General features: G+C 71.6%; 12 protein-coding genes. 5 read left to right on the forward strand and 7 right to left on the reverse strand.

Features of this window, described 5'->3' with window-relative positions:
* Positions 1-126 precede the first annotated feature (126 nt).
* The 4 genes from A6A25_RS41910 to A6A25_RS41925 all read right to left on the reverse strand — a co-directional run bounded on the left by A6A25_RS41910 (position 127) and on the right by A6A25_RS41925 (position 5,747).
* Positions 127-2,247 carry a transglycosylase domain-containing protein gene (locus tag A6A25_RS41910; RefSeq protein ID WP_241829207.1) on the reverse strand — a complete coding sequence of 707 codons (2,121 nt, stop codon included), beginning with the start codon at positions 2,245-2,247 and terminating at the stop codon, positions 127-129.
* Positions 2,248-2,482: 235 nt separating this feature from the next.
* Positions 2,483-3,574, reverse strand: a complete 1,092-nt coding sequence (locus A6A25_RS41915; protein WP_083669100.1) for a PfkB family carbohydrate kinase — start codon at positions 3,572-3,574, stop codon at positions 2,483-2,485.
* Positions 3,575-3,596: 22 nt separating this feature from the next.
* Positions 3,597-4,295: an RNA polymerase sigma factor ShbA gene (gene shbA, locus A6A25_RS41920; protein ID WP_083669101.1), complete on the reverse strand. Its 699-nt coding sequence runs from the start codon at positions 4,293-4,295 to the stop codon at positions 3,597-3,599.
* Between the two features lie 177 nt (positions 4,296-4,472).
* Positions 4,473-5,747, reverse strand: a complete 1,275-nt coding sequence (locus tag A6A25_RS41925) for an SAM-dependent methyltransferase (RefSeq protein ID WP_241829208.1) — start codon at positions 5,745-5,747, stop codon at positions 4,473-4,475.
* Between the two features lie 46 nt (positions 5,748-5,793).
* Between A6A25_RS41925 and A6A25_RS41930 the strand changes: the two genes are divergently transcribed.
* From A6A25_RS41930 to A6A25_RS41940, 3 genes are read left to right on the forward strand one after another with little or no spacing between them, the layout of a single operon-like run.
* Positions 5,794-6,609, forward strand: a complete 816-nt coding sequence (locus A6A25_RS41930) for an alpha/beta fold hydrolase (protein WP_380736051.1) — start codon at positions 5,794-5,796, stop codon at positions 6,607-6,609.
* 26 nt (positions 6,610-6,635) lie between these two features.
* The gene (locus A6A25_RS41935; RefSeq protein WP_241829209.1) at positions 6,636-6,833 is read left to right on the forward strand and encodes a helix-turn-helix domain-containing protein; all 198 of its coding nucleotides are present in this window, start codon (positions 6,636-6,638) and stop codon (positions 6,831-6,833) included.
* Between the two features lie 4 nt (positions 6,834-6,837).
* Entirely contained in the window at positions 6,838-7,416 is a 579-nt protein-coding gene (locus A6A25_RS41940; protein WP_073900176.1) for a nucleotidyltransferase family protein, read from the forward strand.
* Positions 7,417-7,425: 9 nt separating this feature from the next.
* On the opposite strand, the gene A6A25_RS41945 is transcribed toward A6A25_RS41940, so the two are convergent.
* Both A6A25_RS41945 and A6A25_RS41950 read right to left on the reverse strand, forming a co-directional pair.
* On the reverse strand, positions 7,426-8,049 hold the full coding sequence (locus tag A6A25_RS41945; RefSeq protein ID WP_073900178.1) for a hypothetical protein: 624 nt from the start codon (positions 8,047-8,049) through the stop codon (positions 7,426-7,428).
* Positions 8,050-8,074: 25 nt separating this feature from the next.
* Positions 8,075-8,881: a lysozyme gene (locus tag A6A25_RS41950; RefSeq protein ID WP_083669102.1), complete on the reverse strand. Its 807-nt coding sequence runs from the start codon at positions 8,879-8,881 to the stop codon at positions 8,075-8,077.
* Positions 8,882-9,175: 294 nt separating this feature from the next.
* Between A6A25_RS41950 and A6A25_RS41955 the strand changes: the two genes are divergently transcribed.
* Complete coding sequence (locus A6A25_RS41955) at positions 9,176-9,553, forward strand: hypothetical protein (RefSeq protein WP_073900180.1); 378 nt, start codon at positions 9,176-9,178, stop codon at positions 9,551-9,553.
* 134 nt (positions 9,554-9,687) lie between these two features.
* Positions 9,688-11,820, forward strand: a complete 2,133-nt coding sequence (locus A6A25_RS41960) for a transglycosylase domain-containing protein (protein WP_073900182.1) — start codon at positions 9,688-9,690, stop codon at positions 11,818-11,820.
* Positions 11,821-12,465: 645 nt separating this feature from the next.
* On the opposite strand, the gene A6A25_RS41965 is transcribed toward A6A25_RS41960, so the two are convergent.
* Positions 12,466-13,230, reverse strand: a complete 765-nt coding sequence (locus tag A6A25_RS41965; RefSeq protein WP_143193759.1) for a DeoR/GlpR family DNA-binding transcription regulator — start codon at positions 13,228-13,230, stop codon at positions 12,466-12,468.
* Between the last annotated feature and the right edge of the window lie 50 nt (positions 13,231-13,280).

Genomic DNA, 13,280 nt, shown 5'->3' on the forward strand with positions numbered 1-13,280 from the left:
TTTGGTGAGGAAGCCCACTGATCGTCACCCAGCGTGTTCGAGTACCCGTAAGTTCCGTATCAGCTCGTTATAAAAGGCCAGGTCAGAGGCACCTTTGGGCGTGACGTAACCCGTGACGAAGGTCGGCTACCGGTAGCGCGGCTCGACCGGCGGCAGGCCGGCGGGCGGCTGGCCCTCGTGGATCACCCGCATGGTGTTGAACCACGTCGGCGCAGCCACCTGACCACCGAAAACACCGCCCGCGTCGTTCCGGCCGCACAGCCTCGGCGGGGTGCCGTTGCAGATCACCTGCGGAGCCACCCCATCGGTGAACGTCATGACCGCGCCGGCGAACTGCGGAGTGGCGCCCATGAACGCCACCGACCAGTGGTTCTCGGTGGTGCCGGTCTTGCCGATCATCGGCCGGTTCCAGCCCGCGTTCGACGCCGCCTGCGCCGCCGTGCCGCCCGGCTCGGTGTCCGCGCTCATGCCGACCGCCAGGGCGTTCGCCACCTCGGGTGCGACGGCCTGGTCACACGGCGCTTCCTTCAGCTGCACCGGCTGGCCGTTGCGGTCCACGACCTTCTCCACCGGCGTCGGCGGGCACCACTTGCCGCCGCTGACGATCGTCGCCGCCACGTTCGCCAGCTCCAGCACGCTGGTCGGACCCGCGCCGAGGGTGAACGAGCCGCTGTTGTCCCGCTTGTAGACGTCACCCTGGGACGGGCCGTTGGAGCCGTCGGCCTTGAGCGGGTCGCCCGAGCCGTTCACGCCCTGCATCGACTCGCGCAGCCCCAGCCGGTAGGCCATGTCGACCACGTTGTTCAGCCCGGCCTGCTCCTCCAGGATGATGAACGCGGTGTTCGGCGACTGGGCCAGCGCCTCGGTCAAGGTCATCTTTTCCTTGTAGTCGCCCGCGTTCTTGACCGTGTAGGGCTTGTTGCCGTTCTTGTAGACCCGCGAGGTGTAGGTCTTCGGCACGTCGATCTGCTTGTCGATGCCCGTGACACCGCGCTCCAGCGCCGACGCGGCGGTGAACACCTTGTAGATCGAGCCCGCGCCGAACTTGGTCACCTCGGCGGGGATCGAGTAGGCGCTCTGCCCGGCGTCGGCGTTGTTGCCGAAGTCGCGGTTCGCGGCCAGCGCGCGCACCCGGTGCTTGTCCGTGCCCGGCTGCACCACGGCCATCGCGTTGGCGATGCCCGGCTGGGTCTTGGGCACCTGCGCCATGGCGGCGTCCTTGGCCGCGCGGGTGGCGACCGGGTCCATGGTCGTGGTGATCGTGTACCCGCCGCGCAGCAGCTCCTCGGTCGGCAGGCCCGCCTTCTCCAGGTAGTCGATCAGGTAGCGGCAGAAGAAGCCGTAGACCGGACCGTCGCCCGCACCGACGCAGCCGTTGGGCAGCAGCTTCAGGTCGGGCACGACGCCGATGTCGGTGGCCTTGTACTCGGCGGCCTTCTCCTCGGCGACCTTCGCGTCCGGGCCGAACGCGCCGTTGTCGCGCATCCGGTCGATCACGGTGTTGCGGCGCTTGATCGCGGCGTCCACGTCGGAGCCCGGGTTGAGCCTGCTCGGCTCGTTGACCAGGCCCGCGAGCATCGCGGCCTGCGGCACGGTCAGCTTGTCCGGGGTGGTGTCGAAGTAGGTGCGCGCCGCCGCGCCCACGCCGAACGCGCCGTTGCCGAACGGGACGACGTTGAGGTAGGCGGTGAGGATCTCGTCCTTGCTCATCTTCTGCTCGAGCTGGGTGGCGATGCGGGCCTCGCTGATCTTGCGGCCCAACGTCACCTCGGTCGCCTTCTCGTAGGCCTCCTCCGAGCCCTTGCCGACCACGAACGCGAGGTAGTTCTTCACGTACTGCTGGGTGAGCGTCGAGGCGCCCTGGGTGGTCTCGCCGTCGACACCGGCCTTGGCGGCGGCACGGGCGATGCCCTGCCAGTCGACGCCCTTGTGCTCGAAGAACCGCTTGTCCTCGATCGCGATGATCGCGGCCTTCATGGTGTCCGCGATGCCCTCGGACGGCACCGGCACGCGGTACTGGTCGTAGAGGTACGCGATCGGCTGGCCGTGCATGTCCAGCACCGTCGTCACGAGGGGCAGCTCGGCCTTGGTCAGCTCACCGGAGGTCTGGTCCACGGTGTCCGCGGCCCGGTTGGACGCCAGCCCGAGGCCGCCCACCACCGGGAACAGCACCGCCGCGACGAGCACGCCCGCCATCAGGCACAACCCCACCAACTTGACCAGACCTGTCGCGCGCGCGGCGAACACCGACCAGCAACCCCTTCCACAACCCCGCGGGAACCCCCACTGACTAAGTCGCACGAGGAGCACCGCAGGTTGCTCCGTGAGGAGCAGAAGTTTTCGGCGCGATCTTCGGCGACGGTTGTCGAAGTTACTCCTGCCCACCGGAGGCCGTGGTCAAACCCCGCTCGGCCGGACGGCGCAGCGCTCCGGGCACGCGGAGGTGACCAGCCTCACGCCCGCGTGGACGCCCCGGCGGTGCTCAGTGCGACGCGCGCAGCCGGATCGTCGCGCTGGCCCGCCGGACCTCCACCCCTGCGTGGCCGGGCAGCACGTCCTCCAGGAACGCGTACCCCTTCAGGTCCTCGTCCGGCCGCCGCGACACCGTCCGCCACCAGGTGGCGATGTCCGCCCAGCCCGGCGCCGACAGCGACCCGCCGAAGTGCTGCACCGACAGCGCGGCGCACAGGTTCGCGAACCGCACCCGGTCCGCCAGCGGCCACCCCGACAGCGTCCCCAGCACGAAACCGGCGCCGAACACGTCACCCGCGCCGGTGGAGTCCAGCGGCGCGACGTTCAGCCCCGGCACGTCCACCACCTCGCCGGTGCCCGAGTCGACCGCCACCGCGCCACCGCCACCCCGCGTCACCACCACCACGGGCACGTGCTCGGCCAACGCCATCGCGGCCCGCTCGGGCGTGTCCGACCGGGTGTACCGCTGCGCCTCGGCGTCGTTGGGCAGGAACGCGTCGAACCGCTCCAACCGCCGCAGCAGCTCCGGCGCCCACAGCTCGGTCCGGTCCCACCCGATGTCGGCGAACAGCAGCGCGCCCTGCTCCTTCGCCTGCGCCACCCACCGCTCGTCCTCCGGGCCGACGTGCACGAAGCACGCCCGCGTGCGGGGCGGCGGGTCGAGGATCTCGTCGGCCGACACGGGCGGCCGGTGACCGTGCGTCACCATCGACCGGTCGCGGTCCATCGCCATGGACACGGTCACCGGCGAGTGCCAGCCGTAGAACCGGCGGCAGTAGGAGAGGTCGACGCCCTCCTGCTCGGCCAGGATCTCCCAGCAGAAGTCGCCGTAGGCGTCCTCGCCGAACGCGGCGGACAGCGCGGTCCGCAGTTGCAGCCTGCTCAGCGCCACGGCGAGGTTGGCGATGCCGCCGGGGCACGAGCCGAGCCCTTCGGCCCACACCTCGGTGCCCGGAGCGGGCGGGCGGGGCAGGCCGGTGAAGATGATGTCCAGGAACACGGTCCCCGACAGCAGCACGTCGAACACCGGCGCGGCACTCGCGTCCGGTTGTGCGGACGGCGCCGGCTGGTCCGGTGGCACGAGCGGAGGCGTGGCGGCCATGTTCCCACGATGCCAGGCCGGGTCAGCCGTCGACAGCCGCGAACATCTCACGCATTCGGGCCAGTGCCCGGTGCTGTGCGACGCGGACCGCGCCCGCGGTCGAACCGACGGCCGCCGCCGTCTCCTCCGCCGACAGCCCGACGGCGACCCGCAGCACCAGGATCTCGCGCTGCCGCTCCGGCAGCCTCTGCAACAGCTGGGTGACGTGGCCGATCATCTCGCCGGTCATGGCCCGCTGCTCCGGCCCGGCCTCCAGGGTCGGCGTGTCGGGCAGCTCGGGCACCACCTCGGCGCGGCTGCGCACCGCCCGTCTTCGCGCGTCGGCGACCTTGTGCGCGGCGATCCCGTAGACGAACGCCAGGAACGAGCCCGGCTCGTACTGGTACTTGCCGAGCGCCGACACCACCGCCAGGCACACCTCCTGGGCGATGTCCTCGGCCGAGACGAGCGTGCGCTCCCTCGACCCGACCCGGGCCCGGCAGTAGCGCAGCACCAGCGGCTGGATGCGCGCCAGGAGCTGGCCGATCGCGCACGGTTCACCCAGCAGCGCCTCGTCGACCAGTTCCGACAGCTCGGCCTCGGCCAGCCACTGGGCGGTCACCGGGCGCGGGCCCCCGCCCACCAGCAACCTGACCTCGGGACGACCGGTCACGCCCACGTCGTCGCGGACCGCGCCGACCCCCACCTCGACGTCAGCTCGCACGGATGCGTGCTGCACCATCCGGCGACCTCCTCCCGCTCGTCCAACCTCCGGCCATCCCGGCTCACTGATGAGGAGCAAGCAGTGGCGCTCCTGATACGGGACAAGCCAAAGCTGACCACGATCCGACGCAGCGTGGTCGCAACAGCACCCGGAGGTGATGGCGGATAAGCCGTTCGGCCGAGTGGGAGGCCTCCGCTACTTCACCGCGGCGAACTGTCGGACACCCAAGTAGCCCACCCGGAAGCCCGCTTCGGAGTAAGCGAGGTAGAACTCCCACATCCGCCGGAACGTCTCGTCGAAGCCGAGCGAGGCCACCTCGTCCCACCGGGCCAGGAACCGCTCGCGCCACCGGCGCAGGGTCTCGGCGTAGTCGCGGCCGAACTCGCGGCTCTCGACCAGCCGCATCGCGGTGTGCTCGCGCACGGCGTCCTCGATCGCCCGGACCGACGGGATCAGCCCGCCGGGGAAGATGTACTTGTGCATCCAGGTGTAGCTGGACGCGCTCGCGAGCATCCGGTCGTGCGGCATGGTGATCGACTGGAGCCCGAACCGGCCGCCGGGCACCAGCGCCCGGTCGACTGCGGCGAAGTAGGCGGGCCAGTACTCGGCGCCGACGGCCTCGATCATCTCCACCGACACCACCGCGTCGTACCGGCCGCGTTCCTCCCGGTAGTCGCGCAGGTGCACGGTGACGCGGTCACCGACACCGGCCTCGGCCGCCCGCCGCACGGCCAGCGCCCGCTGCTCGGCGGACAGGGTCAGCGAGGTGACGGTCGCGCCCCGCCGGGCCGCCCGCACGGCCAGCGCGCCCCAGCCCGTGCCGATCTCCAGCACCCGGCTGCCCGCGCGCACGCCCGCGTAGTCCAGCACGCCGTCGATCTTGCGCAGTTGCGCGTCGGACAGGGTGTCGCCGGAGCCGTCGAACCAGGCCGACGAGTAGGTCATGGTGTCGTCCAGGAACACCCGGAACAGGTCGTTGGACAGGTCGTAGTGCCGGTGGATGTTCTGCCGGGCGTTGACCACGTCGTTGCTGTCGGAGGCGGGGTGGCGGCGCTCGACCCAGCGGCGCAGCGGCTGCAGGCGCGGCGGCACCAGCGTGGTCAGCTTCGCCGCGAACGCGGTCAGCAGATCGGCCAGGGCGGAGGACGTCCAGTCGCCCACCATGTAGGCCTCGCCGAACCCGATCTTGACGTCCACGCCGAGCCGGCGGAAGAACGCGTCCGGCCGGTGCACGCGCAGGTCGGGCGCGTCCGGACCACCCGCGCCGAGCACGTGCCCGCCGGGCAGGAACCGTCCCGGCGCGCCCTCGACCTGCCCCGTCCCGGCCAGGGCGTCTGGCCCGGCCTGTGGACGCCGCCCAGGTCGGTCCTGCGGGCGCGGATCGCCGAGGCCCTGTTCCGCCGCGCGGTCCGCGCGTTGCCGGTGCGGGTGTCGGCCCGCGCCGGCGCGCGAGAATGCCCACCGGAACACGCGGACCGGTCGAGCGAGGGGACTGAAGAGCACCGTGATCGAACAGATGGGCGTGCGGACCGACGAGGGCGACTTCGACGCGATCGCGGCGGGCCCCGAGGACGGCCGGCCGGTGTTGCTGCTGCACGGCTTCCCCCAGGCCGCCGTCGAGTGGGAGCACCAGGTGGCGGTGCTCGGCCGCGAGGGCTTCCGGGCGGTGGCGTTCGACCAGCGCGGCTACTCCCCCGGCGTGCGGCCGGAACGTGCCGCCGAGTACGGGATCGACGCGCTGGTCGGCGACGTGCTCGCGGTGGCGGACTCGCTCGGCTGGTCGACGTTCGACCTGGTCGGCCACGACTGGGGCGGCGCGGTGGCGTGGTGGACCGCGTCCGAGCACCCCGACCGGCTGCGCAAACTCGCGGTCGTGTCCACGCCCCACCCGGGCGCGTTCGCCGAGGCCCTGCGCACCGACGAGGACCAGCACCTGCGGTCCGGGTACATGACCGAGTGGCGCAACAGCAACACCGAGAAGCGGATGCTGGACGACGACGGCGCGGCGTTGCGGCAGATGTTCGAGTGGCGGGTGCCGCGCAGCCGGGTCGACGAGTACGTGCGGCGGCTGTCCGAGCCGGGCGCGCTGACCGCCGCGCTGAACTGGTACCGCGCCGGTCGGCCGGGAGGGAAGGCCGGGAAGGTGTCCGTGCCCACCCTGTACGTGTGGAGCACGGAGGACGTGGCGTTCGGCTCGACGGCGGCGTTGAGCACGGGCGACTGGGTCACCGGGCCGTACCGGTTCGAGATGCTGGAGGACGTCTCGCACTGGGTGCCGGAAGAGGCGCCCGAAGCGTTGACGGCGCTGCTCTTGGAGCATCTCTCAGCTTGATTTGAACCGCTGCCGTGGTGCCGCACGTGTTCCCGCGTATGACGGAGTTGACCTACTCGGAGCGCAGGGTCGCGACCCTCGCCGCGTGTGGCCACAGCAACCGGGCGATCGCGATGCGGTTGCACATCACCGTGAGCACGGTGGAACAGCACCTGACCAGGGTCTACCGCAAGCTCGAAGTGGCTAACAGGGCGGAGCTGAAGGGCCACCAGGCCCTAGTGTGACCCCATGCGGGTCGCGGGGTTGCTGCTCGCCGCGGGGGCCGGGCGGCGGTTCGGCGGCCCCAAGGCGCTGGTGTCGCACGGCGGCGTGCTGTGGGTCGACCGGGCCGCGGCGGTGCTGCGCGACGGCGGGTGCGCGCCGGTCGTCGTGGTGCTCGGCGCCTCGGCGTCGTCGGTGCGCGCACGGGCCGCGCTGGCCGGCTGCGTCGTGGTGGACAACCCCGACTGGGCCACCGGCATGGGCTCGTCGCTGCGCGCGGGCCTGGCCGCGCTGACCGGCACGGACGTCGGCGCGGATGTCGGCGCGGTCGTCGTGCTGCCGGTGGACACGCCCGGCGTCACGGCGGCAGCGGTCGAACGGCTGCGCGTGATGGCCTCACCGGCGGCGCTGGCGCGTGCCTCGTACGACGGCGCACCCGGCCACCCCGTGCTGATCGGCGCCGAGCACTGGCCGGGAGTGGTCGCGTCGGCGGTCGGTGACGCCGGTGCGCGTGACTACCTGCGCCGGCACAGCGCGCTCGACGTGCCGTGCGGCGACGTGGCGGACGGCGACGACGTGGACCACCCCCGCGACCTGCCCAGCTGAAGGAAGCGCTCAGGCCGAGGTCGGGCGTTGCTCCTCGGCGTCCGGCTGCACGACGGGCAGCGGCCCGGAGATGATGCGAGGCATCGGCACCTCCAGCTCCGGCGCGGTGTCCGGGGTCCACCGGTCCTGGCCGTCCACCTGGCCTCCCAGCAGGGCACTCGCCTCCGCCGTCGCCTGCTGCACGATCTCGCGCGCCCGCTGCTCGGCCTCGGCGAGCCGCCGTTGCGTCTCCTGCTCGGTCTCGTCCAGCAGCACGGCCTGCTGCCGCGCCACCTCCTCCGCCCGCTTGAGCATCTGCTCGCTGCGCTCCCGCGCGTCGGTCTCGAAGGCGTCCGCCTTCTGCCTGGCCACGTGCATCAGGTAGCGGATGCAGCCGGACACGGCGTTGTCCTTCGAGTAGCCGGCGTGCAGCACCCGGTACTCGGCGAGCTCGCTGCGCGCGTCCTCCAGCTCCCGCATCAGGTCGTCCGCGGTGGCCACGGCGCCGTCCCGGTCGATCCGCAGCACCTCCAGCTCCTCCCGCAGCCGGGCCAGCTCCCACCGCGTGCGGAGCAGTTCCTCGTCCACTCGTCGCCGGTCGTAGCCGCGCCACCGCACGGGGAAGGGCGTGCCCTGGGACTTGTCGATGTGCATGGCTGCCACCGCCGTTCCGGACGACTCAGCCCCGGGCCAGCGCCACGAGGTCGTCCATGGTGCCGTTGAACAGGTTCTGGTCGATCGGGGTCGACGTGTGCTGCCAGATCGCGTGCGCCGACCAGCGGTACGGCAGCGGGCCGACGCTCTCGGCGTACCGGGCCACCCACAACGGGTTCGTCGCGGTGAAGTCACCGAGGCGGCCCGTGCAGGTGTCCCACCACGAGGTGGACGTGTAGATCATCGGGAAGCGGCCGGTGCGGGCGTGGTAGGTCTCGCTGAACTGGCGGATCCAGGCCACCATCGCCTCGGGTACCAGGCCGTAGCACTTGGCGTCGCTGTACGGGTTGTACTCGACGTCCAGGGCGCCGGGCAGCGTGCGGCCGTCCGGGCTCCAGCCGCCGCCGTGGTCGACGAAGTAGTGGGCCTGGGTGGCGCCGTCGGACCGGTCGGGCAGGGCGAAGTGGTACGCGCCGCGGACCATGCCGACCTGGTACGAGCCGTCGTACTGCTGGCCGTACTTGGGGTTGACGTAACCGGTGCCCTCGGTCGCCTTCACGTACGCGAACCGCTTGCCCTGGGCCCACCAGTGCGGCCAATCGACGTCGCCTTGGTGGCTGCTGACGTCGATGCCCGGGACGGTGGGGCCGTCGACCACGAGCTGGGACGCGTCGACCGGGTTCGAGCCCTCGTGCTTGGCGATCTGCGAGCCGGCCGAGTGGTCGGCGGGGGCCTCGGCCGCGGTCGCCGGTACGTGGAGGGCGGCGAGGCAGGCGAGCACCACTGCCGACGCGGTCGTGCGGGACAGCCACCTGTGTGATCGCGCCGGCATTGGGTTCCTCCCCTTCTCCGCGTCGGCGGAGCGTGCTCGGGCCCGGCGGCTCGCGGCGGCTCGCGCCTCGCGGCCGTGACTTCTGCCGAACGGCTACCACCACCCGGACCCGGACAACCTGAAGAAGTCGTTTACACCTGAACGAATGACAAATACCGACTTTCGCGGCACGGCATGTGACCATCCGGTGCGCGCCGGTGACGATCAATTCCCGCGACCGTCGAGGAAGCCGGCATGAAGTGACACTTACGGGGGCACTCACCCGATGAGCGCGACGCACAGAAGGTGAGAACCATGACCTCGACCCAAGTGGACTGGGAGCCGTTCATCGAGTCACTGCACGAGGCGGCCGGCCTGTGGGACCGCGGCCTCGCCTGCCGGGCCAGTCGGCAGGAGGTCGACGCCGAGGTCGACGCCGAGCCGCCGCGCGTCGTGCCGATCACCGAAGCCGAGGCGGAGCGGCTGATGAGGGCCGTGGCGTTCCTCGCGCGGCGGCTGAGCGTGGCGGCCGAGTGCGTGGTCTACGTGACCGCCGAGTCGCGGCTGGAGCCCGCCGAGGGCGACCCGGCGGCACAGGCCGACGCGCTGTCGCTGACCGCGCTGCACGCCGCCGCGATGCGGCACGCGGCCGACCTCGCCAGCGCCGCCTTCACCCGCTCCGACGCCGCGTGAATCCACTCTCCGTAGAAACGTCCACGAATGGGTGAACAATGCCGGGTTAAACGTCCGGGTGTCATTGTCCGTACGTTGCGGTGAACCCGCTTCCCCGGTGTTTCCGCCGCCCGTCCGAGCGTAACTCTCGGGTCATGCGCACCGCCGCCCTCGCGAAACTCATCGGCCTCTGCCTGGTGGCCGGGTTGCTGGTCGCCGGGATGGCGATCCCGGTGTTCGGCGCGGCCGGACTCATGTCCAACCGGATCAGCGACCAGGTCGCGGCCACCACGCTCAACATGCTGGAGGCGCCGCCGCCGCTGATGACCACCATCACCGACAAGGACGGCGTCCCGTTCGCCTACCTCTACGACCAGTACCGCGTGCTCACGCCGCCGGACAAGGTCGCGCAGGTGATGAAGGACGCGCTGGTGTCCGCCGAGGACCGGCGGTTCTACGAGCACGGTGGCGTCGACTGGCTGGCCACCCTGCGCGCCGCGCTGCGCAACCAGTCCGAGGGCACCGTCTCGCAGGGCGCGTCCACGATCACGCAGCAGTACGTGAAGAACCACCTGGTGCACGTGCTGGAGCGGGAAGACGTCGCCGGGCAGAAGAAGGCGCAGGAGCAGACGATCTCCCGCAAGCTGCGCGAGGCGCGGATCGCGGTCCACGTGGAGTCGCAGCTCAGCAAGGACGAGATCCTGTCGCGGTACCTGGACGTGGTGCCGTTCGGCGGCACGATCTACGGCATCGCGGCGGCGTCCCAGGCCTACTTCGCCACCACGCCCGACCTGCTGACCGTGCCGCAGGCCGCGATGCTCGCCGGGATGGTCAACAGCCCGACGTTCCTGGACCCGGAGGCCCGGCCGGACAAGGCGGTCGAGCGGCGGAACATGGTCATCGACCTGATGGCGGAGAACGGCAAGCTGTCGCGCGAGCAGGCCGAGGTGCACAAGCGCGCGCCGCTGGGGCTGGCCACGCCGGTGCGCCCGCTGCCGACCGGGTGCGTCGGCGCGGGGCACGAGTTCGGGTTCTACTGCTCGTTCGTGGTGAACCACCTGACCCGCAACGGTTATTCGTTGAACGAGCTGAAGACCGGCGGCTACACCATCCAGACCACTTTGGACCGCACGCTCACGCAGCAGGCCAAGCAGGCGGCCGAGGCGCAGGTGCCGAAGACGACGCCGGGCATCGCGAACACGGCGGCGATCGTGCGGCCGGGCAAGGAGCGGCACGACGTCGTGGCGCTGGTGGCCAACCGGGACTACGGGCTCAAGAAGGAGGAGTTCCAGACCCAGTTCGACCTGCCCAGCGGGGTGGAGAACAAGTTCGGCGCTGGGTCGGTCTACAAGGTGTTCACGGCCGCGGCGGCGTTGGAGAAGGGCGGGCTCGGGATCGAGAGCGTCGTCGAGTCGCCCGGTTCGTACACCTCACGCGTGTTCCGCGGTGGTGCGCCGGGGTGCCCGGGCACCGGTGAGCCGTTCACGTACTGGTACTGCCTGCGCAACCACGACGGCAGCTACCCGCCGCGGATGACCTTGAAGGAGGCGCTGGCCACCTCACCCAACACCGCGTTCGTGATCCTGGAGGAGCGGGTCGGGTTGGACGCGGTGGTCGACATGGCGCACCGGCTGGGAATGCGGGACACGTTGGCGACCAACATCGCGGGCGTGCCGCCGGACCGGAAGTCGAAGCAGAAGGAGCTGCGGGTGACGCAGGCGGAGTTCTACAAGGAGTCCGGGAACGCGTCGTTCACCCTGGGGCCGGCGCCGACGAGCACGCTGGAGCTGGCGAACGTGTCGGCGACGCTGATGTCGGGTGGGGTGTGGTGCCGTCCGACGCCGATCGTGAAGATCACGGACCGGTACGGGAAGGACACGGCGTACAAGGAGCCGCCGTGCGAGCAGGTCGTGGAGGAGCCGTTGGCGAACGCGCTGGCGGTCGGGCTGAGCGAGGACGACCAGGAACGCGGCACGGCCGCCGCGGCGGCGAAGCAGTTCGGGTGGACGCGGCCGGCGTTGGGCAAGACCGGGACGACGGAGGAGTACAAGTCCGCCGCGTTCCTCGGCGCGACCCCGGACTACGCCGGTGCCGTCCAGGTGTTCAACGACAGCACCTCGCCGAGCGGCATCTGCGTGAACGCCGGCCCACCTCGTCTGTGCGGCGAGGGCGACATCTACGGCGGCACCCTTCCCGCGCGAACCTGGTTCGACTTCATGACAAAAGCCCACGCCAACCTGCCGGAGAAACCCCTCCCCCCAGTCGAACCCCGCTACCGTCGCCCCTGACCTGGGCAAACAGGAACCTGCAGTCACACCATCGGGTGATCATGCCCCGAAAATGTACGGAAACACCGTTACCGCACCTCGGTTGATTATGACGAGCCCCGAACCACCCCGCCCGACCCCCTGGAGAGCCCCACGCCCGACTCCTTGGCCCCCCGAACCCTTGGAGCCCCCGCCCCCGGCCCCAACCCCGACGCCCGACCACTGACCGCCGACGAGCCTCACCGGCCACCACACCACCCGGTCGGCAGCCGCACCGGCCCGCTCGCCCTGTGCCTGCCGCCCCTGCCGCGCGAGCCACCGCCGCGACCCGTCGGCCGCCAGCCATCTCGGCCGCCGCAGCCGACCAGCCGCCCCTCCAGTGCCACCCGCCCGCCAGCCGCCCGCCCCCGCCCACCGGCCACCCACCGGCCACCCACCGGCCACCCGCCGGCCGCCACCCGCTGGCCGCCGGCCGCCGCCCACCGGCAACCCCGGCGGCGCCAGCCGCCGACGCGCCGACCGGCAGCACGGTCGCCGAACCCATCGACGCGCCGAGCCACGCCGGCCCCAACGTGCCGCCCCCTCGCGGCCAACGCGGCGGCGATCACGCGCTTGGGCACGCGGCCGCAAGCACGTGGCTGCGGGCACCGGCCGCATCGCGCGCCGTCAGACGAGCCTCACCTCCACGCCCGCCTCGCGAATCCGGCGCACCTCCGCCTCCGGCGCGTCCGAGTCCGTGACCAGCACGTCGATCTCGTCCACCGGGCACACCCGACCGAACGCCGTCCGCCCGAACTTCGAGCTGTCGATCGCCGCGACCACCCGCGCCGACGCGTCGACGGCCGCCTTCTTCACCGCGCCCTCCGCCAAATCGTGCGCCGACACACCATTGCGCGCGCTCAGCCCGCAGCTGCCGAGCACCACCGTGTCGAACCGCATCACCTGGAACGCGTGCTCGGTCAACGGCCCCACGAACGCCAGCTCACCGGGCCGGATGTCACCGCCCGGCAACACCATCCGCACCTGCTCAGCACCCCGCAGCACGTCCGCCGAGTGCAACGACAGCGGCAGGACGGTGAGCCGGCGGTCGATCAGCCGCCGCGCCACCTCGACCGTCGTGCTGCCACCGTCGAGCACCACCGTCTCGCCGTCGTCCAGCAGCCCGGCGACGGCCGCCCCGATCCGCCGCTTCGCCACCAACCGCTGCCGCGCCCGCGCCGCGTACGGCGTCTCCTCCCCCGTCAACATGCTCACCGCGGCACCCCGCACCCGCCGCAGCAGCCCTTCCCGCTCCAGCACGTCGAGGTCGCGCCGCACCGTCATCTCCGAAGCACCCACCAGCTCGGCCAGGCTGCCGACGGACACCCGCTCACCACCCCGCAAGCGGTGGAGGATCTTTTCGTGACGCCACGACACATCCATGCTGTTCATTTGAACAGCATGGATGTTCGGCAGTCAACACCCTGGCGGGTGATGGGACG

Origin of the sequence: Saccharothrix sp. CB00851, assembly GCF_001905065.1 — a bacterium.
In the GTDB taxonomy this organism is placed as follows: Bacteria; Actinomycetota; Actinomycetes; order Mycobacteriales; family Pseudonocardiaceae; genus Actinosynnema.